This is a genomic window from Acidipropionibacterium jensenii, assembly GCF_005890135.1.
Taxonomy (GTDB): Bacteria; Actinomycetota; Actinomycetes; order Propionibacteriales; family Propionibacteriaceae; genus Acidipropionibacterium; species Acidipropionibacterium jensenii.
Map to the genome: position 1 here is coordinate 1 of NZ_CP040635.1, position 22560 is coordinate 22560.

Below are 22560 nucleotides of genomic sequence, written 5' to 3' on the forward strand. Positions count from 1 at the left end.
GATCATCGGAGTCGCGGTGGTCGTCGTCCTGGTCGTCCTGGCGGAGTCCTGGTCTGGTCCCAGGCCAGCAGTGGCTCCTCATCGACCCCCTCGCCCGCCACGACCCTTCGCTCGCGGGCGGCTCGACCGGGGCCGCCGCCCGGCGTCCTCCACGCCGTCCCGGCCGGGCTGCAGCACCGATCCCTCACCGATCGTGCCGGTCTCGATGCAGATCGACCGGATGGGGGTCCGCACGAATGTGCTGTCCCTGGGACTGGACGCCGACAATGCCGCCGCCGCACCTCCCAAGGACGAGCCGAGCACCGCCGCCTGGTACAACAAGGGGCCGCGGCCGGGGTCGGCGCGCGGCAAGGTGGTCCTCACCATCCACACGTACCACCGGGGCGGAGCCCTGGGCAATGCCCTCCACGACCCGGGCACCGGGCTGCGCAAGGGCGACATCATCAGGCTCACGAGTGCGTCGGGAAGCACCGTCTGCTACCGCTACGACCGCAGCCTCAAGGTCGCCGTCAAGGACTACGACCCGGACTCCACCATTCTCTACGACACCGCCGGCAGGCCGATGGTGGCCATCGTCATCTGCTGGGACTACGACGCCGCCAGGGCCGACTGGGACTCCCGGGTGATCTACTACGCCAGTCAGCTCCCGGACTCCCACTGACCCCCGATCCCGGGCCCCGGATGTCGCTCCCAGTCAGACCCGAGTTCTCCGCCGATTTCCGGTTGTCCGCACTGCCGTAATTACAGCCTGGTCGGGACCATGTCGCGCGGTTTAGGCTGACGCCATGCTTCGCAGCGAACACTCCCCCATGCCCCGCAGACCTCGTCGCAGAGTTGCGACACACTCTCGGGCAGGCCGCCGTCACTCAGGACAACCTGGACCTCGCGGCCCGTCTCCGTCGACGCCTCCCACTACCTGCTCACCCCGGGAGCCCTGGTACGAGCCACCTCGGTGTCCGACGTCGCCAAGTCGATGGCAGCGGCCAAGCGCCACAAGGTCTCCCTCAACTTCCGCTCCGGCGGCACCAGCCTGTCGGGTCAGGGCCTCACCCGCGGCCTCATGATCGACACCCGCCGGGCCTTCCGGGGCATCCAGGTGCTGGACAACGGCGAGCGCGTCCGCGTGCAGCCCGGAGCCACCGTCACCGCCGTCAACACGGTGCTCGGTCGGCTCAACCGCAAGCTGGGTCCCGACCCGGCCTCCTCGGTCGCCTGCACCCTCGGCGGTGTGATCGCCGACAACTCATCCGGCATGAGCTGCGGCACCGTCGCCAACACCTACCGGACCCTCGGAGTCGATGGTCTTCGTCCTCACCAGCGGCACCGTCGTCGACACCGGCGACCCCGACTGCGAGGACAAGCTGGCCAGCGCCGAGCCCGAACTCGTCGAGAACCTGCTCGCGATGCGCGACCTGTGTCGCCGTGACGACCTGGCCGCGGAGATCCGCCACCAGTTCTCCATGAAGAACACGATGGGCTACGGGATCAACTCCTTCCTGGACTACGACACCCCCGCGCAGATCCTCTGCCACCTGATGATCGGGTCGGAGGGCACCCTGGGCTTCATCGCCTCCGCGGTGCTGCGGACGATGCCGATCATGCCGCAGATCTCCACCGCTCTGCTGCACTTCGCCGACCCTCGACGCCGCCGCGAAGGCGCTGCCCGACCTGGTGGCCTCCGGGTCAACGTCACCGAGCTGATGGACTCCGCCTCCCTGGAGCTGGGCCGTCAGGATCCCCGCGACGGACACGTCATCCCGGCGCGTCCGGGCGAGGCCGCCGACGCCGCCCTGCTTGGTCGAGTACCACTGCCCCGACGCCCAGTCGCGTCACGAGGCCGAGGAGCGCGGCAATGCCGTGATCGCCGGCCTGGACCTGGTCAACAAGCCGGTCTTCACCGACGACCAGGCGGTCCGCGGACCGATCTGGAACATCCGCAACGGCCTCTACGCCAAGGTGGCCGGAACCCGGCCCTCCGGACAGACCGCCCTGCTGGAGGACATCGCGGGTGCCGGTGGCCTCGCTGGCCGGGGTGTGCGGCAACCTGCAGGGTCTGTTCAGCGAGCACGGCTACCCGGACTCGATCATCTTCGGCCACGCCAAGGACGGCAACATCCACTTCCTGGTGCTGGAGGACTTCCGCCAGAAGCAGGGTCTGGACCGCTACGAGGAGTTCACCGAGGGCATGGTGGGACTCGTCCTGGAGGCCCACGGCACCCTCAAGGCCGAGCACGGCACCGGCCGGATCATGGCCCCCTTCGTCGAGCGCCAGTACGGCCCCGACCTCTACGGGGTGATGAAAGCAGCTGAAGAACTCGCTGGATCCCGACGGCATCCTCAACTCGGGCACCATCATCACCGGTGACAAGGACATCCACCTCAAGGACATCAAGCTCACCCCGACCGTCCAGGAGGAGGTCGACCGCTGCGTCGAGTGCGGCTACTGCGAGCCGGTCTGCCCCAGCCGCGACCTCACCCTGACCCCCCGCCAGCGGATCGTCATCCAGCGCGCCATCGCCCAGGCCAAGGCCGACGGCAACACGGAGCTGGAGGCCGAGCTGCGCGCCAGTGAGGAGTACAAGGTCATCCAGACCTGTGCGGTCGACGGCATGTGCCAGACCACCTGCCCGCTGCACATCAACACCGGCGACCTGGTCCGCCGGCTGCGCGGCGAGGAGAACCCGGCTGCCTGGCAGCTCGGCTGGTCGGCGGTCGGCAAGGCCTGGAACCCCTTCGTGACGGTCGCCAGTGCGGCGATGTCGGTGACCCACCCGATTCCCGCCAAGGCGACCAATGTGGTGACCAAGGCGGCCCGGGCGGTGCTCGGCTCCGACCGGATCCCGATGGTCTCCGACGAACTGCCGGTCGGCGGCAAGCGCCGGGTTCCCGGCCACCGCAGCGGAATGGCCGGTCGCCCCGAGGTCGTCTACATGCCGGCCTGCGTCAACACCATGTTCGGCTCTGCGGTCCCCCAGGAGGAGACCATGCAGTTCGCCGTCCTCAGCCTGCTCACCGCGGCCGGAGTCGGCGTCACGGTGCCCAAGGGGATCAACTCGATCTGCTGCGGCACGCCGTGGAAGTCCAAGGGGATGACCAAGGGCTACGCCTCGATGCGCGCCCGGGTGGTCGACGTGATGCGCCGGGCCACCCATGACGGCGAGCTCGTGGTGCTCTCCGACGCGGTGAGCTGCTCGGAGGGATTCGTCCACGAACTCGAGTACGAGGGCGTCACCAACATCAAGGTGGTCGACGCCGTCCAGTACATCGCCGATGAGCTGCTGCCCTCCCTGCCGCCGCTGCCGAAGGTGGCCTCGGCCGCCCTCCACCCGACCTGCTCGTCGACCCGGATGGGCTGGAACGACTCCATCCGCAAGTGCGCCGAGGCGATCGCCGATGAGGTCTACGTCGCCAACAACTGGGGTTGCTGTGGCTTCGCCGGTGACCGTGGGATGCTCCACCCCGAGCTGACCGCATCGGCCACCGCGCGGGAGGCCGCCGAGCTGGAGCGTCGTCACTTCGACTACTACCTGTCGGCCAACCGCACCTGTGAGCTCGGCATGGAGCGGGCCACCGGCAAGCCGTGGCGCCACGTGCTCAATGTGCTCGCCGAGCGGATGGTCGAGTTCGCCCCGGCATGATCGACAGGGTGCTGATCAGCACGGTCTGATGGCACCGGTCCAGACGCCGATGGCGGCAGCGAGATCTCGCTGCCGCCATCGGCGTCTGTGTGTGCCTGCTGCCGTTCCGGGGTTCAGGTTCACACCGTTCCCGGGGTTCACACCGTTCCCGGGGAGCGAGCCTCCCGGGGAGCGATCCTCCTCGGGGACGAGCCTCCCGGATCCCACTGCAGGGACGGGTTCAGCTGCTGTGGGTGAGGGCGAGGATGCCACCCAGACCGACCATCAGCACCCCGCCGCCGGCGGCCAGGTCCTGCTGTCTTCTGGGGGAACGGGCGAACCAGGCCCGGGCGGTGCCCGAGGCCAGCGCCCACAGGCAGTCGGCCGTCATCGCCAGAATCCAGAAGATCACCGCGAAGATCGCCATCTGCAGGGGCACCGGTCCGGCACCGCGCACCACGAACTGCGGGAACAGGGCGGTGCAGATGGCCAGCGTCTTCGGGTTGGTGACCCCTACCACGAAGGACTTGCCGAACAGCGCCCGCATCTCCCCCGGCGCTCCGACGTCGCCGTCACCACCGGCCCTGCGGTGCCGGATGGTCTGGACACCGAGGTAGATGAGATACCCGGCCCCGACGAACTTGATGACCCAGTAGGCGGTCTCAGAGGCCGCCATCAGCGGGCCGACGCCGAAGGCCACAGCCAGGGCCAGCACCAGCAGTCCGAGGTCGGTGCCCAGCACAGTGAGCAGCCCGGCCCGGCGGCCGTGGGCGATGGAGCGTCCGACGATGAACAGCACGCTCGGGCCCGGGATCCAGGACAGCAGGGCAGCAGCGGCGATGTAGGCCAGAAGAGAACCAGCGGGAATCATGTCCCGACAGTAGAAGCGCTGTGTTTCAGTTCGGCGCTGCTGGTCAGTGCGCGGCGGAGAACCAGGACCGTCCGGTTCCGATCGAGACCGTCAGCGGCACCGACAGGTCCATCGCATGGCCCATCGCGTCGATCACCACCTCGCGGACCGCCTCCTCCTCGTCGACCGCCACCTCGAGGATCAACTCGTCGTGGACCTGCAGCAGGACCCGGGAGGACAGTCCCCGATCGGCCAGCTCCTTGTCGGTGGCCAGCATCGCCAGTTTGATGAGGTCGGCCGCCGATCCCTGGATCGGCGCGTTGAGGGCGGCCCGCTCGGCCATCTCCCGGCGCTGACGGTTGGTTGAGGTGAGGTCCGGAAGGTACCTGCGCCGTCCCAGCAGGGTCGAGGTGAACCCGTCCTTGCGGGCCTGGTCGACAACCGCGGTGAGGTACTCGTGGACCTTGCCGAACCGGTCGAAGTAGTCGTCCATCAGGGACCGCGCCTCGGGCACCGACAGATGGAGCTGCTGGGACAGTCCGTAGGCGCTCAGCCCGTAGGCCAGGCCGTAGTTCATCGCCTTGATCCTGGACCTCTGGGCCACGCTCACCGCCGCCGGATCGACCCCGAAGACATGGGAGGCGGTGACGGTGTGAACGTCGAGTCCGGATCGGAAGGCATCGATGAGGGAGGCGTCACCGGAGACGTGGGCCATGATCCGCATCTCGATCTGGGAGTAGTCGGCGCTCATCAGGGTCTGGAATCCCTCGCCGACCACGAACCCCTCGCGGATCCGGCGGCCCTCGTCGGTGCGCATCGGGATGTTCTGAAGGTTCGGATCGGTGCTCGACAGCCGTCCGGTGGCCGCCACCGTCTGCTGGTAGGTGGTGTGGATCCGGCCGTCGTCGGAGACGCTCTTGAGCAGCCCGTCGACGGTCTGGCGCAGCCGGATGGCGTCGCGGTGCTCCAGGAGGTGCTCCAGGAAGGGGTGCTGGGTCTTCTCGAAGAGGCCGGCCAGGGCGTCGGCGTCGGTGGTGTACCCGGACTTGGTGCGCCTGGTCCTCGGCATCTTCAGCTCGTCGAAGAGGACGCTCTGCAGCTGCTTGGGGGAGCCGAGGTTCACCTCGTGGCCGATCACCTCCCAGGCGGCCTGCTGGGCGTCCAGCACCCGGGTGTCGAAGTCGGAGCGCAGGGTCTCCAGGACCTGGGTGTCGACGGCGATTCCGGCCCGCTCCATCCTCACCAGGGCGGTCTGGACGGGCATCTCGAGGTCGTGGAGGAGGCTGGTCTCCCCGCGCCGGTCGAGGTCGGCCTCCATCTCGCGGGCCAGCCGGACGACCGCCACCGCCCGGGTCATCGCCGACTGGGCGCGGGCCGCGTCGTCCTCGCCGAAGTCGAGCATCGACTGGTCGGAGTCGTCCTGGTCGGCGCTCAGCTCAGCGCCCAGATGGTGGCTCACCAGCTCGTCGAGAGGGTAGGAGCGCCGGTCGGGACGCAGTAGGTAGGCGGCCAGCTCGGTGTCGCAGGAGACTCCCGACACCTCCCAGCCACGAGCCGCCAGGGCCTCGATCGGCCCCTTGCCCGAGTGGATCGCCTTGTCGGCGACGGGGTCGGCGAGCCAGCCAGCCAGGGCCTTGTCGTCGGCGGGAGCGATCTGGGCGGGATCCAGCCAGATCGCGGTGCCGTCCTCGCATCCCAGGGCCAGTCCGGTGGCGTCCCCGGTGCCCCGGCTCCATGTCCCGCTCACCTCGAGGCCGATCCGCCGGCCGGTGCGGCTCCGCAGCCATCCGGCGAGGTCGCCCTCGGTGAGGACCTGGCCGTCGACCTGGACGGTGGCGGCTCCGGCCGGCTCCTCCTCGGGGCCCTCCAGGGCCTGGACGCGGTCCCACAGGTTGCGGAACTCCAGCACCTCGAAGAGGGTTCGGGTGGCCTCGGCGTCCCACGGCCGCTGCGCCAGGTCGTCGAGGTCGACGCCGAGGTCGAGATCGCGCACCAGGGCGTTGAGTCTGCGGTTGCGCCGGACGTCGTCGAGATGATCCCGGAAGGACTGCCCGGCCTTGCCCTTGACGGAGTCGGCCTGACGCACCAGGTTTTCCAGGCCGTCGTAGCCGGCCAGCCACTTCGCGGCGGTCTTGGGACCGACCCCTGGGACGCCGGGGAGATTGTCGGCGCTCTCCCCGACCAGGGCCGCCAGCTCGGGGTAGCGGTCGGGCCTCACCAGGTACTTCTTCTCGACCGCGGCCGGGTCGAGTCTCAACAGGTCGGAGACCCCCTTTCGGGGGTAGAGCAGGGTGACGGAGTCGTCGACCAGCTGGATGGCGTCCCGGTCTCCCGAGACGACGAGGGTCCGCATCCCGGCCCGGGTGGCCCGGGTCGACATGGTGGCCAGGATGTCATCGGCCTCGTAGTCGGGCTTCTCCAGGTGGACGATGTTGAGGGCGTCCAGAACCTCCTTGATGAGGTCGATCTGGCCGGGGAACTCCGCCGGGGTCGGAGCGCGCCCACCCTTGTACTCGCCGTACTGCTCGGTGCGGAAGGTGCCGCCCGCCAGGTCGAAGGCGACGGCCACGTGGCTCGGCTGCTCCTCGCGCAACAGGTTGATGAGCATCGAGACGAACCCATAGACGGCATTGGTGTGCTGGCCGGTACTGGTGGCGAAGTTGTCCACCGGCAGGGCGAAGAACGCCCGGAAGGCCATCGAGTGGCCGTCGAGGATCAGCAGTGTCGGACGGGAGGTCTCGCTCATGGCCCCGACTCTAGCGGGAGGCTGGGACAGCTCTGCGCGGCTAGCGGCGCCGGATGAGGTAGGTGTCGAAGATCCAGCCCTTGCGATCGACGGCGGCGGCGCGCACCTCGAGGATCTCCTGGCGGACGGTGGCCAGGTCGCCGTGCACCAGGATCTGGTCGGGGCTCCCCAGGTAGGCGCCCCAGTAGATGTCCAGACCCTCCGGGTCGATCGAGGCGAAGGTCTGGTGGCCGTCCAGCATCGCCACGACGTCGTCGGTGCCCTCCGGCATCCCCTCGGCCAGCAGCCGGGCTGGTTCGATGACCACCGCCCGGCCCTGTCGGTTGAGTGGGATCTGGTGGGCGGCGGCCAGCGCCATCACGCTGCTGATCCCCGGGATCACCTGCACCGATATCTCGGTCTCGGCGGCGGCCACCAGCTGCTTGACGATGGCCAGGGTGCTCTCGTACAGCGAGGGGTCTCCCCAGACCAGGAACCCACCGGTCTGGCCCTCCCCCAGCTCGGCGGCCACCGCCTGTCCCCACTGGGCCAGCCGCTGGGTGCGCCAGGTGCGCACCGCCGCCGGGTAGTCGGGGGTGCTGCGCCAGGGGCGGGGCGGGTCGTGGAGCTCGACGGTGCGCAGCGGCCGGTCACGGTGCTCGGCGACGATCCGGCGGCGCACCTCGACGAACTCGTCCAGATCCTTCTCCTTGACGACCACGAAGAGCACGTCGAGCCGTTGGATGGCCTTGACGGCGGCCTGGGTCACCCAGTCCGTGTTTCCCGCCCCGATGCCGATGAGTACCAGTTCGCGCGCCATCGGCACGTCCTCCCGTCCGCCATGCCGGGAGGGTCCTCCCGCCGGCCCGATGCTACCGGGCCCGCTCCGGTCCGCGACCCGACCACCCGGGGTGCGACCGACGGCCGGGAGTGCCAGTGTTGGATCCATGACATATGCGATCCCCGGAGAAGAGCTTCCCGAATGGCTGTCCGAACTCGTCAGCCCGTTGGACGACAAGCTGGGGGTCAAGGTTCACGAGATCTCGCCCGACCGCTGCGTGGTGAGCGCTCCGCTGCACGGCAACACCCAGCCCACCGGGCTGTGGCACGGAGGCGCCTCGGGAGTTCTGGTGGAGACGGCCGGCTCACTGGCCGCGATGGCTCACGGCCGTCAGGGCGGACGGTGGGCGGTCGGCACCGAGTTGAGCGTCTCCCACCTGCGCGCACCTCACGGGGAGACGATGACGGCGACCGCGGTCGCCGTCCATCTGGGCCGCCACACCACCACCCATGAGGTCCAGATCCTCGACGACGAGGGTCGCCTCTGTGCGGTCGGCAGGGTGACCTGCCAGATCGTCACCAGGAACCGGTCCGCCGCCTGACCCGGGGCCGCAGCGGCGTCATCCCGCAGCCCACCCCCGGGATCGTCGACCACGCCGGATCAGCGACGCGGCCGGGTATCAACGACGCAGCCGGGTATCAACGACGGCGCGGCCCGGTGTCGCCACCGGGCCGCGCCGTCGCATCAGATGAGCAGGATCAGTCCTGGGCCTGCGGACGGTCCCCACCGTCGTCGTGGGCGATGACCCCCTGGGCGACCTCGCGCATCGGCTTGCGCAGGTCCATGGCGGTCTTCTGGATCCATCGGAAGGCCTCCGGCTCCGAGAGCCCGAGGCTGCTCTGCAGAATCCCCTTGGCGTGGTCGACGACCTTGCGGGACTCGAGCCGCTCCTCCAGGTCGCTGACCTCGTCCTCCACGGCGCGGATCTCGGCGAACCGGGCCAGCGCGATCTCGATGGCGGGGACCACGTCGGAGGCATCGAAGGGCTTGACGACGTAGGCCATCGCACCGGCCTCCTTGGCCCGCTCGATGAGATCGCGCTGGCTGAAGGCGGTGAGCATCACGACCGCGCAGATCCTGTCCTCGGCGATCTTGTCGGCCGCGGTGATGCCGTCCATCTTCGGCATCTTGACATCCATCACGACCAGGTCGGGCTCGAGCTCGGTGGCCAGGGCGACGGCTTCCTCGCCGTCACCCGCCTGACCGACGACCTCGTAGCCCTGCTCCTCGAGCAGCTCGGTGAGGTCCAGGCGAATGAGCGCCTCATCCTCGGCCACCACCACGCGCGGGCGTTTGGTCGCGGCGGAGGAGGCATCATTCGAGGAAGCCTCGTGATCGGAACTCACATTGTTAACCACAGTGGTGCTTCCTTGCATCTCGGACGCTGGCACATTTCTTCGACATCATACAGCCCGCGCCCTGATCGGCACACCATTGCACGGGTACCCCCGTCATCCTTGACCCGGGAGCCCCGGCCACTGCCGGGTCGGCGGCTCCGTGTTGGGGTCACCACGCCAGGGTGTGACAGAATGGCCGGTGCGGCCCGAGTGGCGGAATGGTAGACGCGGCGCACTCAAAATGCGCTGTCTGAAAGGGCGTAGGGGTTCGACTCCCCTCTCGGGCACCGCACTTCCCGGGACAACTGTTCAACGCGACAACCGGTCGAGCGCACAACAGTTCTGCGGGAACGACAAGAGGCGGGCACCACGAAGGTGCCCGCCTCTTGATCCCAGGAATTCATCGATTCCCGGGATCAGTCATTCACTTCTTGATCCTCAGAACCCGGATGTCATTGGTCTTGCCGGGAATGTCCATCGGGGAGCCGGAGACGACCACGATGCGGTCGCCGACCTCGGCGAGCTGGTGCTCGCGGATGTAGTCGTTCACCCAGACATACAGGTCCTCGGAGTTCTTGAACACCGGGGTCACGATCGCATTGGCGCCCCAGGTCCAGGCCAGCGTCTTGGTGGTCACCTCGTCAGGGGTGAAGACCAGCAGCGGGGTGGACGGACGCAGCCGGGAGATCCGCTTGGCGGTGTCGCCGGACTTGGTGAAGGCGACGATGAACTTGGCCTCGGCGCGCTCGGCGATCTCGGCAGCAGCCTTCGAGATGATGCCGCCGGTGGTGTGCGGGGCCCAGTCGATCGGGGCGATCTTGCCGAGGCCGTGGGCCTCGGTGGACTCCACGATGCGAGCCATGGTGCGCACGGTCTCACCGGGGTAGTCGCCCACGGAGGTCTCGGCGGAGGTCATCACGCCGTCGGCGCCGTCCAGAATGGCGTTGGCGACGTCAGCGGCCTCTGCACGGGTCGGACGCGGGGCGTGAATCATCGACTCCAGCATCTGGGTGGCGACGATGACCGGCTTGGCCTGCAGACGGGCCTTCTCAATAATGGTCTTCTGGATGAGGGGGACCTCCTCCAGCGGGCACTCCACGGCCATGTCACCACGGGCGACCATGACGGCGTCGAAGTTGTCGATGATGGAGTCGAGGTTCTCGATGGCCTGCGGCTTCTCCAGCTTGGCGATGACGGGGACCCGACGGCCCTCCTCGTCCATGATCTGGTGGACCCGGTCGATGTCATTGCCGTGCCGCACGAAGGACAGCGCGATGAGGTCGATGCCGACGCCCAGGCACCAGCGCAGGTTCTCCTCGTCCTTCTCGGTCATCGCAGGCAGCGAGACCGGGACGCCGGGCAGGTTGATGCCCTTGTGGTCGGAGACCGGGCCGGGGACGATACACACGCAGTTGACGTCGGTGTCGGTGACCGACTCGACCTTCAGGGAGATGTTGCCGTCATCGATGAGGATGATGTCGCCCGGGTGGCAGTCACCGGGAAGGCCCTTGAAGGTGGTGGAGACGCGCTCCTGGTTGCCGATGATGTCATCGGTGGTGATGGTGAACTTGTCACCCAGTCCAAGAATGATCTTGCCGTTGGATGCGCCCTCGGGCTTCTCGAAGACCCCGGTACGGATCTTCGGGCCCTGGAGGTCGCCCAGCGCGGCGACGTTGAGGCCCAGCTCAGCGCTCACCGAACGCACCAGGTCGAGGCGACGCTGGTGCTCTCCGTAGTCTCCGTGGCTCATGTTCAGGCGGGCGACATTCATGCCGGCCTCCATGAGCTCCTTCATTCCGTCGTGGCTCTCAACAGCGGGTCCGAGGGTATTTACAATTTTCGCTCTACGCACGCCACAGACTGTACCGTGGCCCCGCCACCGCCACGACCTGCGGAGGTCGTTTACACAGTGTGTGCATCCTCACAGAGCCAGTCGTGCACCATCGTCCGATATTCGCAAACATTCGTGCACCGCTCCTGGGAGCCTTTCTCTGTCCTCGTCAGGGGCCGGTTCAATCCTGATCGGTGACTGGTTCAGGGGTGCGCGATGAACTCGTTTCCGGCCCTCACCACCGCCAGGGCGTGGTCCAGATCCTCGGGAAGCGGGCTGGTGAAGGTGACCCACTGACCCGAGCCGGGATGAGTGAAGGACAGTTCGGCAGCGTGCAGCCACTGCCTCTGCAGGCCCAGCTCGGCGGCCAGCACCGGGTCGCAGCCGTAGAGCGGGTCCCCGCAGCAGGGGTGGTGGACGGCGGCCATGTGGACCCGGATCTGGTGGGTTCTGCCGGTGTCCAGGTGCACCTTGAGCAGGCTGGTCCCCCGGAACGCCTCGAGGGTCTCGTAGTGGGTCACCGAGTGCCTGCCGCCGTCCACCACCGCCATCTTCCAGTCGTGGCCGGGGTGGCGTCCGATCGGGGCATCGATGGTACCGGCCAGCGGATCGGGGTGGCCCTGGACCAGGGCGAGGTAGATCTTGTCGACCGTGCGGTCGCGGAATGCGCGCTTGAGCAGGGTGTAGGCGTGCTCGCTCTTGGCAACCACCATCAGACCGGAAGTGCCGACGTCCAGCCTCTGGACGATCCCTTGACGCTCGGCGGCGCCGCTGGTGGAGATCGCGAACCCGGCGGCGGCCAGGTGCTCGACGACACTGGGCCCGTCCCAGCCCTGGGAGGGGTGGGCGGCCACCCCGGCCGGCTTGTCGACGACGATGATGTCGGAGTCGTCGTGGACGATCCGCATCCCCTCGACCAGTTTCGGGGTGAGGGGGGCGATCGGGCTGGGATCGGCCAGGTCGACCTCCAGCATCTGACCGGTGACCACCCGGGTGGCAGCCCGTTGCACGGGTCGGCCGTCCAGCATCACCTTGCCCATTTCGATGAGATCGGCGACACGGGACCGCGAGACGCCGGTCATCCGCGCCGCCGCCGCGTCGACCCGGGAACCGTCCAGTCCGTCGGGGACCAGCAGCACACTCACCGTTCGCCCCGTCCGCCGAAGGCCATCGCCGCGACCACCAGGACCGCGGTGGCGGTGATGAACATGTCTGCGACATTGAAGACCGCGAAGTGCGGCAGGGCGAACAGATCGACCACATGGCCGCGGAGCACACCCGGGGCCCGGAAGAGCCGATCGGTGAGATTGCCCGCGATACCGGCCATCACCATCCCGCAGGCGACCAGGGTCCAGCGGTGCCGGCACCGTGGGGCGGCGTACCCGATCACCACGCCCAGGGCGATGGTGGCGAAGACGCTGATCACCACGGTCGCCGAGGACCCCATCGAGAAGGCCGCACCGGGATTGCGCAGCAACTGGAGCCTCAACAGCCCGCCGAACAGGACCGGCGGGTCGGCAGGATCCAGATGGGCCACCGCCAGGCCCTTGACGATCTGGTCGAGGGCCAGCCCGCAGATCGCGATGAGCACCATCACGATCCTCCAGCGCCGCAGCAGCGCACCGCTGAGCTGCTCGGCAGGGCTGCTCGCCCGGTCCTCGGCAGAACTCGTCGCCCGGTCCTCGGCAGAGCTCGTCGTGGGATCCTCGGCAGGGCTGGTCGTCGAGCTCACCGGCGCTCTTCGCGCTGCTTGCACCGCACGCACATGGTGGCCCTGGGGAATGCCTGGAGCCTGGCCTTGCCGATCGGTCGGCCACAGCTCTCACAGGTGCCGTAGGTGCCCTCGTCCAGCATCTTGAGGGCCAGTCGGGACTGGTCGTAGACCAGCTGGGCGTTGTGGGCCAGAGTCATCTCCTGGTCGCGCTCGAACTGGGAGGAGCCGACATCGACGGGGTCCTTGCCGGCACCGTCGGAGCCCTCGGTCATCAGGTCGGCGAGACTGTCCTGGGCAGCGGCCAGATTGCGCCCCGTCCGCTCGACATCGGCCTGAAGGGACCCGATCACCTCGGCCACCTCCTGCGCGGTCCACGGCTCGTCGCCGTCCCGAACCGGCAGCGAGGCCGCGATACGTCCATCCCGGACGGCACCATCTTGCTGCGCCATGATCACGTCTCTCCATCCTGACTGGGACGGGGCTGCCCGTCCATGCTGCGACCCGCGAGGCGCGGAACTGTGCGCAGACAATACACCTCGTACGAACAGACGCATCGGCCCCATCCCGGAGGATGGGGCCGATGCGTCTGACGGTCGGTGACGCCTGCAGATCAGTTCTGCTGGCTGCGACCGGTGATGAGGGCATCCAGCCTCGGGGTGGCCGAGGTGCCGGGGGCGACCCGGTTCTCCGACCGCACCAGGTCAGCGGTCTCGGTGGGCTCGAAAACGCCCTTCTCGATGCTCTCCGCCTGGCCGCGCAGCTGGTTCACCAGGTTCTGGAGGTAGCCGGACTCGAAGGTGCGCAGCTGGTCGACCTTGCCGGCCAGCTCGTCGCGCTCCTTCTCCAGCTGGGTGAACAGATCATTGCGGCGCGCCTTGGCGTCCGTGGTGACCTGCTCGGCGTTCTGCTTGGCCTCGGAGACCATCCGATCGGCGTTGACCCGGGCAGCCGACTCGATCCGCTCGGCACGGGTCTGGGCGTCGACGATGTGCTCGTGAGCCTTCTTCTCGGCGTCGGAGGTCTTGCGGTGAGCCTCCTCCTGAGCCTCGTGGACGACCCGCTCGGCATCGGCGATGGCCAGCTCGACCATCCGGACGACGGCCGGGGAGGCCTGGGCGCTGGTGGTGACGACGATGTGCTCGGGGCGGACCTGGCCCTCGGTGCTGCCGGACGGCTGGGCAAGAGGTGCCGGGGCGGGAGCCGCGGCGGCCTGCTGGGCCGCCTGGAGCTTGTTCTGGAGGTCCTGGTTCTCACTGCGCAGGCGGGCCAGCTCGGCATTGGCGGCAGCCTCGCCGCCGGACTGCTGAGCAGCTCGCTGGAGCTCCTCGAGCTGAGCCTTGAGACCGGCGTTGGCCTGCTCGGCACCCTGGAGCTTCTGCTCGGCATCCTGCAGCTTCTGCTGGGTCTCGGCCAGGGAGCGCTTGGCGCTCTCGAGCTCGGCATTGCCGGCGTTCTGCTTCTGGGTCCGCAGCTCCTCAAGCTGTGCCTTGAGGTGCTCGTTCTCCTCGCCGAGGCGGGGATCGGGCTGGGCGGTGGCACCGTCGGCGGTCTTGAGGGCGTCCATCTGGGCCTTCAGCCGATCGTTCTCGTCGATGATCGCCGCGAAAGTGGCGTCGACCTTGTCCACGAAGTCGTCGACCTCACCAGCGCGGTACCCTTCGCCTGGGCGTCGCGCCATCGGAAAACGAATTCTGCGCACCTCGTCGAGGGTCAGCGTCATTGTGCACTCCAACAGTTCGGATACAGTCTGAGCCAGTGACGGAGCCACCATGAAGTCGGCGGACATCGCCACGAGACTGGGTCTACGATACTCCCCGGCACCGGGCCGCGTCATCAGGAGTCTCACCCGCGACTCGAACCCTCCACCTCGGGTCGGGGTTCCCGGCACTACTCCGGTCCTGATTCTGCTCCTGGGAATGGCTCAGAAGAAGACCAGCACAGTGACCCGCTGCAGGGCGATGAGGACCACGAAGAGCAGCATGAATCCGAGGCTGAGGGCGACGCCGCCGAGCCGGACCGGAGGAAGAATCCGGTCGAAGAAACGCACCGGCGGATCGGTGACGGTGTAGACCAGTTCGAAGATCACCGCCAGCACCCCGTGCGGCTGGAAGCCACGGGCCAGCAGCGGGACCCACGAGATGATCATCCGCACCACCAGCAGGACCATGTAGAACTGAATCGCATAGAGAACGATGATGCCGGCCAGCGCCACGGGGAGTACTCCTCAGTTGTCGGGGTTCCTCAGGACTGGTTGAAGAATCCCTCGCCGGCGATCCGCGCCTTGTCCTCAGGGGTGACGTTCACATTGCGTGGGCAGAGCAGGAAGACCTTGCTCGTCACCTTCTCGATAGTGCCACGAAGACCCAGGATCAGGCCGGCGGCGAAGTCGACCAGCCGCTTGGCGTCGCCGTTCTCCATCTCGGTGAGGTTCATGATCACCGGCACCCCGTCACGGAAGTGCTCCCCGATGATCCGGGCGTCGTTGAAGGCCCGGGGGTGCACCGTCATGATCCGGTTGATGTCGGCGATGCTCTGCTCCTCCACCGCCCCCTCCGGGGAGTCCTGCCGCTCCAGCGGCTGCGGAGCGCTGGGACGGCGGGTCTGGGCCGGCGTGGAGCTCTCGTTGCGGCGCTGGGGCATCGGAGTGATGCTGGAGGGTTCGTACCCGTCGTCGGAGTACACCTCGGTGGTGAGGTCCTCGTCCGGCAGATCCTCGTCATAGCGCCGGTCGTCGACAAGCCCGACGTACGAGGCCAATTTCCTGCCGAACCCAGCCATCTGGCTCTCCTCACTCGAGTCTGTCGCCCGCTTGATGTGATGTCCGGACGATTCCGTCCACGGTACCGCCGCCTACGTTGCCACCGCACCAGTCGGCCCCGTCGGGGGACACGCTACTAGTTCTTGATCCACACCAGTCCGGCAAGCCTGCCCGATCCGGGATCTCTGCGATGGGAGAACAGCTCCGGGCTCTCCCTGGTGCACGGGTCCAGGCCGACCGCGGCCACCCCGAGACCCTCCAGCTGGGCCAGCGCCTCCGCGCCCAGATCCAGCGAGGGGGTGCCCCACGAGGTGATGGCCCGGGTGGCGGGATGGCTCGCCCAGACCTCCTCGGCCATCTGCCGGGGAACCTCGTAGCAGGAGCCGCAGATGTGGGGGCCGATCCAGGCCAGGATCTCGCGGGCCCCCTGCCTGCGCATCTGCGCCACCACGGCCTCCAGCACCCCGCACAGCAGTCCGTTGCGCCCGGCGTGTGCGGCACCGATCACCCCTGCCTGCGGGTCGGCGAGCATCACCGGCAGGCAGTCGGCCACCCGGATCGCCAGCGCCAGCCCTCCGACCCGGGTCACCATCGCGTCGGCCGCGGGCATCGGGTCAGCGGCGTCGGGAGCCTCGTCCAGCACCGTCCGGTCGGGGTAGCCATGATGGCGACGGACCGTCTCCTGGTCGATGGACAGCACCCGGTTGCCGTGCACCTGGTGGACCAGGGCGATCCCGTCGACCCCCGTCGCGGCGCGCAGTGCGGCCACATTGGCCACCAGGCAGTCCGGCTCGTCGACGTCGACGCGACCGAGGTTCAGCTCGGACAGGGACCCTTCCGACTCCCCTCCCCAGCGATCGGTGAAGGCCACCCCAACGCCGTGGTTGGCGCCGGGGTCGATCCGCATTCTCAGCATCCGCGGAACTACTTGAGGAAGTCCGGCACGTCCAGATCGTCGTCCTCGGGGGTCGCCACGACCCGCGGATTGGTCGGCTCGGCGACCGGGGTCTCCTCGGGGGTCACCCTCGGAGCGACCTTCGGGGCCGGCTTGACCGGGGGGGTCTGGGCCGGACGGGAGGAGTTCTGGCCGGGGGTTCCCGGACGCGCCGCGGCGCGGGTGGTGACCCCGGGTTGGCGCTTGGGGGGCTGGCCGCCGTCGAAGCCGGCGGCGATCACGGTGACCCGCACCTCGTCGCCCAGGGCGTCGTCGATGACCGTTCCGAAGATGATGTTGGCCTCGTCGTGGGCGGACTCCTCGATGAGGTTGGCCGCGCTGGCCACCTCGAACAGGCCCAGGTCGGAGCCGCCGGCGATCGACAGCAGGACGCCGTGCGCACCGTCGATGGAGACCTCCAGCAGCGGCGAGGAGATCGCCATCTCGGCGGCGGCCCGCGCCCGGTCCTCCCCGGAGGCGTGCCCGATGCCCATCAGCGCCGACCCGGCGTTCGACATGATCGACTTGACGTCGGCGAAGTCCAGGTTGATCTGACCGGGGGTGGTGATGAGGTCGGTGATTCCCGAGACGCCCTGCATCAGCACCTGGTCGGCCTGCTTGAAGGCGTCGATGATGGCGATCTGCTGATCGGTCATCGACAGCAACTTGTCATTGGGGATGACGATGAGGGTGTCGACCTCCTCGCGCAGCCGGTCGATACCGTCCTCGGCCTGGCTGGTGCGCCGACGCCCCTCGAAACTGAACGGCCGGGTGACCACCCCGATCGTGAGGGCTCCCAGTGAACGGGCGATCTTGGCGACCACCGGTGCGCCACCGGTTCCCGTGCCACCGCCCTCCCCGGCGGTGACGAAGACCATGTCGGCGCCCTTGAGACACTCCTCGATCTCGTCGGAGTGGTCCTCGGCCGCCTGCCTTCCCTTGTCGGGGTCGGCGCCGGCACCGAGGCCGCGGGTGAGATCGCGACCGACATCGAGCTTGACGTCCGCGTCGCTCATCAGCAGCGCCTGGGCGTCGGTGTTGATGGCGAGGAATTCCACTCCCTTGAGTCCGGCCTCGATCATCCGGTTGACGGCATTGCATCCGCCGCCGCCGACCCCCACGACCTTGATCACGGCGAGGTAGTTCTGGGATGGAGTTGCCACGGGAGTCTGCCTCACTTCGCATTGAACGCTGGTCGCATCACAGGCTATGAGCACTCACCGGGGGTGTCCACCGGGCCCGCCGCATGGCCCCCGACTCTCAATCACTACTTGAGAGATCGACACCTGAGGTGAGTCCGGCACCGGCACGGATCGGCACCAGAGAGGATCGGCACCCTCAGCGTGCGGTGGGATGATCCGGCGAGGAGACGTCGTAGGTCCTGGCCGGGGTGCCGAGCATCGCGGTGGCCACCGTCGACTTCGTCGCCGACTGGTCGGCACTGCCCCAGACCACCCTGCGGTCCTTCGAGAGAACCACCACGATGGCGTCGGGACTGGTGGCCTCCAGGTGATCGGTCTGGGACCTCAGGGTCGTGGAGAGGCTGGCGACGGTGGTCGCCAGATCGCCCAGGAGGCGCTTGTCGCCGGGATCGGCGAGCGCCTGCGGCAGCCCCGGGCGCACCTGACCGGCGACGTGGAAGATCGTTCCGGTCCGGTCGACCCAGTAGTAACGACCGGCGTCGCGCACCTGGTAGACGGGGGTGCGCTCGGTGACCACGATCCGGATGCCGTCGGGCCATGAGCGGTGCACCCGCACGCCCTCGACCGGCGGGAGCTGAGCGATCCGGGCGGCGACCGCACCGACGTCTACCCTGGCCAGCGGAGTGCCCTGGGGGACCCGTCCGGCGGCACGCACCTGACCGGCGCTGAGCAGGCCGGTCCCCTCGACGGTGACGGTGCGCACCGCCAGCAGACTGGACCAGCGCACCACCCACACCCCGGCCCCCAGCAGCACCACCAGGGCGACCAGGGCCGCCACCAGAATCTGCCTGCGACGCCGCCGCTGGCGACGCCGCAGGTCGATGGGACGGGTGAGGTCCGAGACCCTCGAGGTCATCGCTCGCTGTCGCCGCCGGGCAGCAGGCCCAGCAGGATGGGACCGACCAGGGTGACGTCCCCGGCGCCCAGGGTGATCACCAGATCCCCCGGACGCACCTCCTCGGCCAGCGCCGCGGGCAGGTCGCCCTTGTCCGGGACGTAGCGGGAGGACCCTCCGGCCGCCTCCACGGCGTCCTCCACGAGTCGACCCGAGACCCCGGGGATCGGGTCCTCGCGGGAGGCGTAGATGTCGGTGACCAGGACCCGGTCGGCCAGCGCCAGGGCCTTGCCGAACTCGGTGGCGAAGTCGCGGGTGCGGGTGTACAGGTGGGGCTGGAAGCAGGCGATGACCCGGCCGCCGGCGGCGGCCCGACGAGCGGCCCCCAGGGTGGCCCGGATCTCGGTCGGGTGGTGGGCGTAGTCATCGAAGATGCTCACCCCGCCGCGGCGTCCCACCAGCTGGAAGCGACGCAGGGTTCCCGTGAAGGAGGCCAGTCCGGCGAGCAGTTCGGCCTGGTCGACCCCGAGCAGACTTCCGACAGCGAAGGCCGCCGCCGCGTTGGACAGGTTGTAGCGACCGGGAACCTGAAGCTGAAGCCGGCCCGAGGACCGTCCTCCGGTGAGGGTGGCGGCGACGGTGGACCCCTCCAGGTCCAGGTCGGTCAGCCGGACGTCGGCACCGGCGCCCTCACCGTAGGTCACCACCTGGACGTGGCCGGTCTCCTGGAGCCGTCGGGCCAGTTCGGCGGACCCGGGGTTGTCGATGTCGACGACGACGTAGTTCACCCGCGGCCCGGAGGCCATCCGCACGAATCCCTCGAAGTAGGCCTGCGGGGTGCCCCAGTTGTCCAGATGGTCGGCCTCCACATTGGTGACCACCACGATCTGGCTGGGGTACTGCAGGAAGGACCCGTCGGACTCGTCGGCCTCCACCACGAAGGCCTTGCCGCCTCCGAGATGGGAGCTGGTACCGGTGGAGGCCAGCGGGGAGCCGATGACATAGGAGGGGTCCGCGCCGGCGTGGGACAGCGCCACCGCGATCATCGCGGTGGTGGTGGTCTTGCCGTGGGTGCCGGCCACCGAGACCCCCTCGTGACCGAGCATCAGCGCGGCCAGCCCGGCGCTGCGGTGCCAGATCCGCAGTCCACGGCGTCGCGCCTCGACCAGCTCGGGGTTGTCGGCGCGGATCGCCGAGGAGACCACGACGGTCTGCGCGCCGTCCAGATGGCTGGGATCGTGGCCCACCCAGGTGCGCACCCCGGCCTCCGCCAGGGAGCGCAGATTGGCCGAGTCCACCTGGTCGGAGCCCGACACCGGTACGCCCAGCTCCTCGTAGATCCGTGCCACTCCGCTCATCCCGGCACCCCCGACGGCGATGAAGTGGACCGGCCCGATGGATCGGGGGTCCGCCAGCTCAACGGGTTCACGCAGCGTCATCGGGGTCCTCCTGGGGAACGGGGCGGGCAGTTCGGGAGCGGTCGGCCGCTCCCAGCACGATCTCGGCGAGCTTCTCGGCGGCATCGGCCGGCATCAGGCTCTGACCGGCCGACGACATGGCGGCCAGGGTCTGCGGCTGATGGATCCGCGCTGTCTCGGTCAGCAGCCGGGAGGCGTCCAGTGCGGCGTTGTCGACCAGCACGCCGGCGCCGGCCTCCACCACCGAGACCGCATTGCGCGCCTGTTCGCCGTTGCCGTGGGGCAGCGGCACGTAGATGGTGGGCAGGCCGACCGCAGCGGTCTCCACGACCGTTCCGGCCCCCGCCCGGGCGACCATCAGGTCGGCCGCCGCGTAGCCCTGGCTCATGTCGTCCAGATAGGCCACCGGGACCCATCGGGCGCCGGTGTCGGGATCGGTGACCGTGACCGCCGATCCGATGTTCTTGGGTCCCAGCACGTGGAGGATCTGGACCCCGTCCGCCAGCAGCCGGTCGCGGGCCGCCACCACCGCGTCGTTGATGGCCACCGCCCCCTGGGAGCCGCCGCTGACCAGCAGGGTGGGACGGTCCGGGTCCAGGCCGAGTGCGGCCCGGGCTGCCAGCGCGCTGCTGCGTCGTGCCGCGGCGTCCTGTCGGGCCAGTCCGGTGACCGCGTCGCGCAGCGGCATCCCGATGAACCGGGCGCCGGGCAGCGGGGTGCCGGGGAAGGCGACCGCGACCCTGGCGGCGAACCGCGAGGCGACCTTGTTCGCCAGGCCGGGCACGGCGTTCTGCTCATGAATGACGATCGGCACCTTGGCCCGGCGGGCCGCCAGGTAGCCGGGCATCGAGACGTACCCGCCGAAGCCGACCAGCACATCGGCCTGCCGGGTGCGCAGCACCTCGGCGGCCTGGTGGACGGCCCGGCGCAGGTGGGCGGGGACCTCGAGCAGTTCGGCGGAGAGTTTGCGGGGCAGCGGGACCGGATCGATCATGTCCAGTTCCAGGCCCGCCTCCGGGATGACCCTGCCCTCCAGCCCCTTGGGGGTGCCGATGCACGACAGGTGTCCCAGATCGGGGTGGCGCACCAGCGCCTGGGCGGTGGCGATCAACGGCGAGGTGTGCCCTGCGGTACCACCTCCAGCCAGCACGACATTCACCATCTGCGGGTCACCTCTCGTCTCATCGGTCGTCCTCTCATCCTGTCTGTCCCGATCCCGGGAGGTCGTGGCGGCCCCCTCAGCCGCGCCGACCGCCGTCCACCACGGTAGTCACTCGGAGCGGTCCCGAGCGTCGCGACGCGTCGAGATACTTCGCGGCCGCCCGTTCTCCCCGGGCGCAGGCCAGCAGCAGTCCGGCGGCCACCAGGTTCGAGATGAGCGCCGACCCGCCGATCGAGATGAACGGCAGCGGCACCCCGAAGACCGGGAACAGATTGAGCGCGACGCCCATGTTCATGACGGCCTGGATGGCCGTCCACGCCGTGATGGTGGCGGCCAGGGCGCGGCTGAACTGCGAACTGGACCGCATCGCCACCCTGATCCCCGCCCAGGTGAGCAGGGCGAACAGGACGATCACGGCCATCGTGCCGACCAGACCCATCTCCTCACCCAGAACGGCGAACACGTAGTCGTTCTGGGCGCCATCGTACAGACCTCCCCACTTCTGCCGGGAGGCTCCGATGCCGACCCCCCACCAGCCTCCGGAGGCCAGCGCGAAGATCGCGCTGAGCGGCTGCTGGGAGGCGTCCGGGGAGTCCGTGGGACTCAGGAACAGCAGCACCCTGCGCATCCGACTGGGTCGGGTCGCCACCGCCACCGCCACGCTGCCCGCGGCCAGCACCATCAACCCCAGTAGATAGCGCAGCCGGATCCCGAAGGCCCACATCTGGGCGAACATCACCGCGCCGATGATCATCACGGTTCCCAGGTCTCCCTGAGCGATGATGAGGATCACCGGCACCGCGAACATCAGCAGGTAGGGCACCAGGTGGCGCGCTCTGCCGAGGTCCTCGCGACGGGCGGCCAGGTAGCTGGAGCCGGCGATGACCAGGGCCAGTTTGGCGAACTCCGAGGGCTGCAGGGTGACCGGCCCCAGGGCCAGCCAGTTGCGGTTTCCCTTGCCGGCGTCGCTGCCCAGTGGGGTGAAGACGAGGATCAGCATGAGTACCGATGCCGCGTAGGCGGCCAGCCCGGCGATCCGGATCCATCGTTCGCGCAGCCTGGAGGCGATCGCCGCGACTCCCCCGCCGACCACCAGGAACAGCACCTGTCGTTGGGCGTAGTAGTACGGGCTGAGGTCCTGGGACTGCGCGTAGACCGATGAGGAGGACAGACTCATCAGGGCTCCGATGGATGCCAGCAGGATGGTGGCGACCAGGATGACGTAGTAGTCGAGCAGGGCCAGCGACAGCAGCGGCCGGTCGGAGCCGGCCACCTTGCGGGTGCCGCCGTCCAGGCGCAGCAGGTGGCCCAGCCAGGCGATCAACCGATCGAAAGG

The 22560-nt window shown here is 68.9% G+C and carries 19 protein-coding genes, 1 tRNA gene and 2 pseudogenes; 5 read left to right on the top strand and 17 right to left on the bottom strand.

Annotated elements, in window-relative coordinates; translation table 11 throughout:
- Positions 1–205 precede the first annotated feature (205 nt).
- The 3 genes and pseudogenes from FEZ32_RS00005 to FEZ32_RS00015 all read left to right on the top strand — a co-directional run bounded on the left by FEZ32_RS00005 (position 206) and on the right by FEZ32_RS00015 (position 3638).
- Positions 206–661: a class F sortase gene (locus FEZ32_RS00005; RefSeq protein ID WP_138680956.1), complete on the top strand. Its 456-nt coding sequence runs from the start codon at positions 206–208 to the stop codon at positions 659–661.
- Positions 662–834: 173 nt separating this feature from the next.
- Positions 835–2982 (top strand): annotated as a pseudogene (locus FEZ32_RS00010) (FAD-binding and (Fe-S)-binding domain-containing protein); the annotation flags it as partial.
- Positions 2952–3638 carry a (Fe-S)-binding protein gene (locus tag FEZ32_RS00015; RefSeq protein ID WP_217496603.1) on the top strand — a complete coding sequence of 229 codons (687 nt, stop codon included), beginning with the start codon at positions 2952–2954 and terminating at the stop codon, positions 3636–3638. The pseudogene FEZ32_RS00010 and the gene FEZ32_RS00015, both read left to right, overlap by 31 nt.
- A gap of 220 nt (positions 3639–3858) precedes the next feature.
- Here the strand turns inward: FEZ32_RS00015 and FEZ32_RS00020 are convergent, their stop codons facing one another.
- From FEZ32_RS00020 to cobF, 3 genes are read right to left on the bottom strand one after another with little or no spacing between them, the layout of a single operon-like run.
- Entirely contained in the window at positions 3859–4488 is a 630-nt protein-coding gene (locus tag FEZ32_RS00020) for a LysE family translocator (RefSeq protein WP_028703095.1), read from the bottom strand.
- 43 nt (positions 4489–4531) lie between these two features.
- A complete protein-coding gene (polA, locus tag FEZ32_RS00025; protein WP_138679608.1) occupies positions 4532–7213 on the bottom strand; it encodes a DNA polymerase I in 2682 nt (893 codons plus the stop codon).
- Between the two features lie 40 nt (positions 7214–7253).
- Entirely contained in the window at positions 7254–8012 is a 759-nt protein-coding gene (gene cobF, locus FEZ32_RS00030) for a precorrin-6A synthase (deacetylating) (RefSeq protein ID WP_028703097.1), read from the bottom strand.
- A 127-nt stretch (positions 8013–8139) separates the two neighbouring features.
- Between cobF and FEZ32_RS00035 the strand changes: the two genes are divergently transcribed.
- Positions 8140–8574, top strand: coding sequence for a PaaI family thioesterase (locus tag FEZ32_RS00035; protein WP_028703098.1), 435 nt, complete (start codon positions 8140–8142; stop codon positions 8572–8574).
- Between the two features lie 157 nt (positions 8575–8731).
- Here the strand turns inward: FEZ32_RS00035 and FEZ32_RS00040 are convergent, their stop codons facing one another.
- Positions 8732–9409, bottom strand: a complete 678-nt coding sequence (locus tag FEZ32_RS00040; RefSeq protein ID WP_138679609.1) for an ANTAR domain-containing response regulator — start codon at positions 9407–9409, stop codon at positions 8732–8734.
- 165 nt (positions 9410–9574) lie between these two features.
- On the opposite strand from FEZ32_RS00040, the gene FEZ32_RS00045 reads away from it, so the two are divergent.
- Positions 9575–9657, top strand: a tRNA-Leu gene (locus tag FEZ32_RS00045).
- Between the two features lie 137 nt (positions 9658–9794).
- Here FEZ32_RS00045 and pyk read toward each other — a convergent pair.
- The 13 genes and pseudogenes from pyk to ftsW form a co-directional block, all read right to left on the bottom strand.
- On the bottom strand, positions 9795–11165 hold the full coding sequence (pyk, locus tag FEZ32_RS00050; protein ID WP_036981559.1) for a pyruvate kinase: 1371 nt from the start codon (positions 11163–11165) through the stop codon (positions 9795–9797).
- 239 nt (positions 11166–11404) lie between these two features.
- On the bottom strand, positions 11405–12346 hold the full coding sequence (locus FEZ32_RS00055) for an RluA family pseudouridine synthase (protein ID WP_138679610.1): 942 nt from the start codon (positions 12344–12346) through the stop codon (positions 11405–11407).
- Positions 12343–12795: a signal peptidase II gene (locus tag FEZ32_RS00060; protein WP_051238306.1), complete on the bottom strand. Its 453-nt coding sequence runs from the start codon at positions 12793–12795 to the stop codon at positions 12343–12345. The genes FEZ32_RS00055 and FEZ32_RS00060 overlap by 4 nt, the downstream gene beginning before the upstream one ends.
- 134 nt (positions 12796–12929) lie before the next feature.
- Positions 12930–13364: a TraR/DksA family transcriptional regulator gene (locus FEZ32_RS00065; protein WP_051238307.1), complete on the bottom strand. Its 435-nt coding sequence runs from the start codon at positions 13362–13364 to the stop codon at positions 12930–12932.
- 161 nt (positions 13365–13525) lie between these two features.
- Complete coding sequence (locus FEZ32_RS00070) at positions 13526–14635, bottom strand: DivIVA domain-containing protein (protein ID WP_138679611.1); 1110 nt, start codon at positions 14633–14635, stop codon at positions 13526–13528.
- A 201-nt stretch (positions 14636–14836) separates the two neighbouring features.
- The gene (locus FEZ32_RS00075) at positions 14837–15127 is read right to left on the bottom strand and encodes a YggT family protein (protein WP_028703104.1); all 291 of its coding nucleotides are present in this window, start codon (positions 15125–15127) and stop codon (positions 14837–14839) included.
- A 29-nt stretch (positions 15128–15156) separates the two neighbouring features.
- Complete coding sequence (locus tag FEZ32_RS00080) at positions 15157–15693, bottom strand: cell division protein SepF (RefSeq protein WP_138679612.1); 537 nt, start codon at positions 15691–15693, stop codon at positions 15157–15159.
- Positions 15694–15809: 116 nt separating this feature from the next.
- Positions 15810–16589 carry a purine nucleoside phosphorylase YfiH/LACC1 family protein gene (locus tag FEZ32_RS00085; RefSeq protein ID WP_138679613.1) on the bottom strand — a complete coding sequence of 260 codons (780 nt, stop codon included), beginning with the start codon at positions 16587–16589 and terminating at the stop codon, positions 15810–15812.
- Positions 16590–16722: 133 nt separating this feature from the next.
- Positions 16723–17770: pseudogene (ftsZ, locus tag FEZ32_RS00090) on the bottom strand (cell division protein FtsZ); the annotation flags it as partial.
- Between the two features lie 175 nt (positions 17771–17945).
- Positions 17946–18665 (bottom strand): cell division protein FtsQ/DivIB, encoded by a 720-nt coding sequence (locus FEZ32_RS00095; protein WP_028703108.1) that lies wholly within the window; start codon positions 18663–18665, stop codon positions 17946–17948.
- Positions 18662–20083 (bottom strand): UDP-N-acetylmuramate--L-alanine ligase, encoded by a 1422-nt coding sequence (gene murC / locus FEZ32_RS00100; protein WP_028703109.1) that lies wholly within the window; start codon positions 20081–20083, stop codon positions 18662–18664. Before murC ends, FEZ32_RS00095 begins: the two co-directional genes overlap by 4 nt.
- Positions 20070–21224, bottom strand: a complete 1155-nt coding sequence (gene murG / locus FEZ32_RS00105) for an undecaprenyldiphospho-muramoylpentapeptide beta-N-acetylglucosaminyltransferase (RefSeq protein ID WP_028703110.1) — start codon at positions 21222–21224, stop codon at positions 20070–20072. The genes murC and murG overlap by 14 nt, the downstream gene beginning before the upstream one ends.
- Before the next feature lie 76 nt (positions 21225–21300).
- On the bottom strand, positions 21301–22476 hold the full coding sequence (ftsW, locus tag FEZ32_RS00110) for a putative lipid II flippase FtsW (RefSeq protein WP_028703111.1): 1176 nt from the start codon (positions 22474–22476) through the stop codon (positions 21301–21303).
- Positions 22477–22560: the final 84 nt, after the last annotated feature.

Bases quoted from the DNA above. Each gene is read 5' to 3' on its own strand.
- polA (WP_138679608.1), bottom strand. From the start codon at position 7,213: ATGAGCGAGACCTCCCGTCCGACACTGCTGATCCTCGACGGCCACTCG.
- FEZ32_RS00035 (WP_028703098.1), top strand. From the start codon at position 8,140: ATGACATATGCGATCCCCGGAGAAGAGCTTCCCGAATGGCTGTCCGAA.
- FEZ32_RS00095 (WP_028703108.1), bottom strand. From the start codon at position 18,665: ATGACCTCGAGGGTCTCGGACCTCACCCGTCCCATCGACCTGCGGCGT.
- FEZ32_RS00020 (WP_028703095.1), bottom strand. From the start codon at position 4,488: ATGATTCCCGCTGGTTCTCTTCTGGCCTACATCGCCGCTGCTGCCCTG.
- FEZ32_RS00015 (WP_217496603.1), top strand. From the start codon at position 2,952: ATGTTCGGCTCTGCGGTCCCCCAGGAGGAGACCATGCAGTTCGCCGTC.
- FEZ32_RS00060 (WP_051238306.1), bottom strand. From the start codon at position 12,795: ATGGTGCTCATCGCGATCTGCGGGCTGGCCCTCGACCAGATCGTCAAG.
- murG (WP_028703110.1), bottom strand. From the start codon at position 21,224: ATGGTGAATGTCGTGCTGGCTGGAGGTGGTACCGCAGGGCACACCTCG.
- murC (WP_028703109.1), bottom strand. From the start codon at position 20,083: ATGACGCTGCGTGAACCCGTTGAGCTGGCGGACCCCCGATCCATCGGG.
- pyk (WP_036981559.1), bottom strand. From the start codon at position 11,165: ATGAAGGAGCTCATGGAGGCCGGCATGAATGTCGCCCGCCTGAACATG.
- FEZ32_RS00085 (WP_138679613.1), bottom strand. From the start codon at position 16,589: ATGCTGAGAATGCGGATCGACCCCGGCGCCAACCACGGCGTTGGGGTG.
- FEZ32_RS00065 (WP_051238307.1), bottom strand. From the start codon at position 13,364: ATGGCGCAGCAAGATGGTGCCGTCCGGGATGGACGTATCGCGGCCTCG.
- FEZ32_RS00080 (WP_138679612.1), bottom strand. From the start codon at position 15,693: ATGGCTGGGTTCGGCAGGAAATTGGCCTCGTACGTCGGGCTTGTCGAC.
- FEZ32_RS00005 (WP_138680956.1), top strand. From the start codon at position 206: ATGCAGATCGACCGGATGGGGGTCCGCACGAATGTGCTGTCCCTGGGA.
- FEZ32_RS00070 (WP_138679611.1), bottom strand. From the start codon at position 14,635: ATGACGCTGACCCTCGACGAGGTGCGCAGAATTCGTTTTCCGATGGCG.
- FEZ32_RS00040 (WP_138679609.1), bottom strand. From the start codon at position 9,409: ATGCAAGGAAGCACCACTGTGGTTAACAATGTGAGTTCCGATCACGAG.
- cobF (WP_028703097.1), bottom strand. From the start codon at position 8,012: ATGGCGCGCGAACTGGTACTCATCGGCATCGGGGCGGGAAACACGGAC.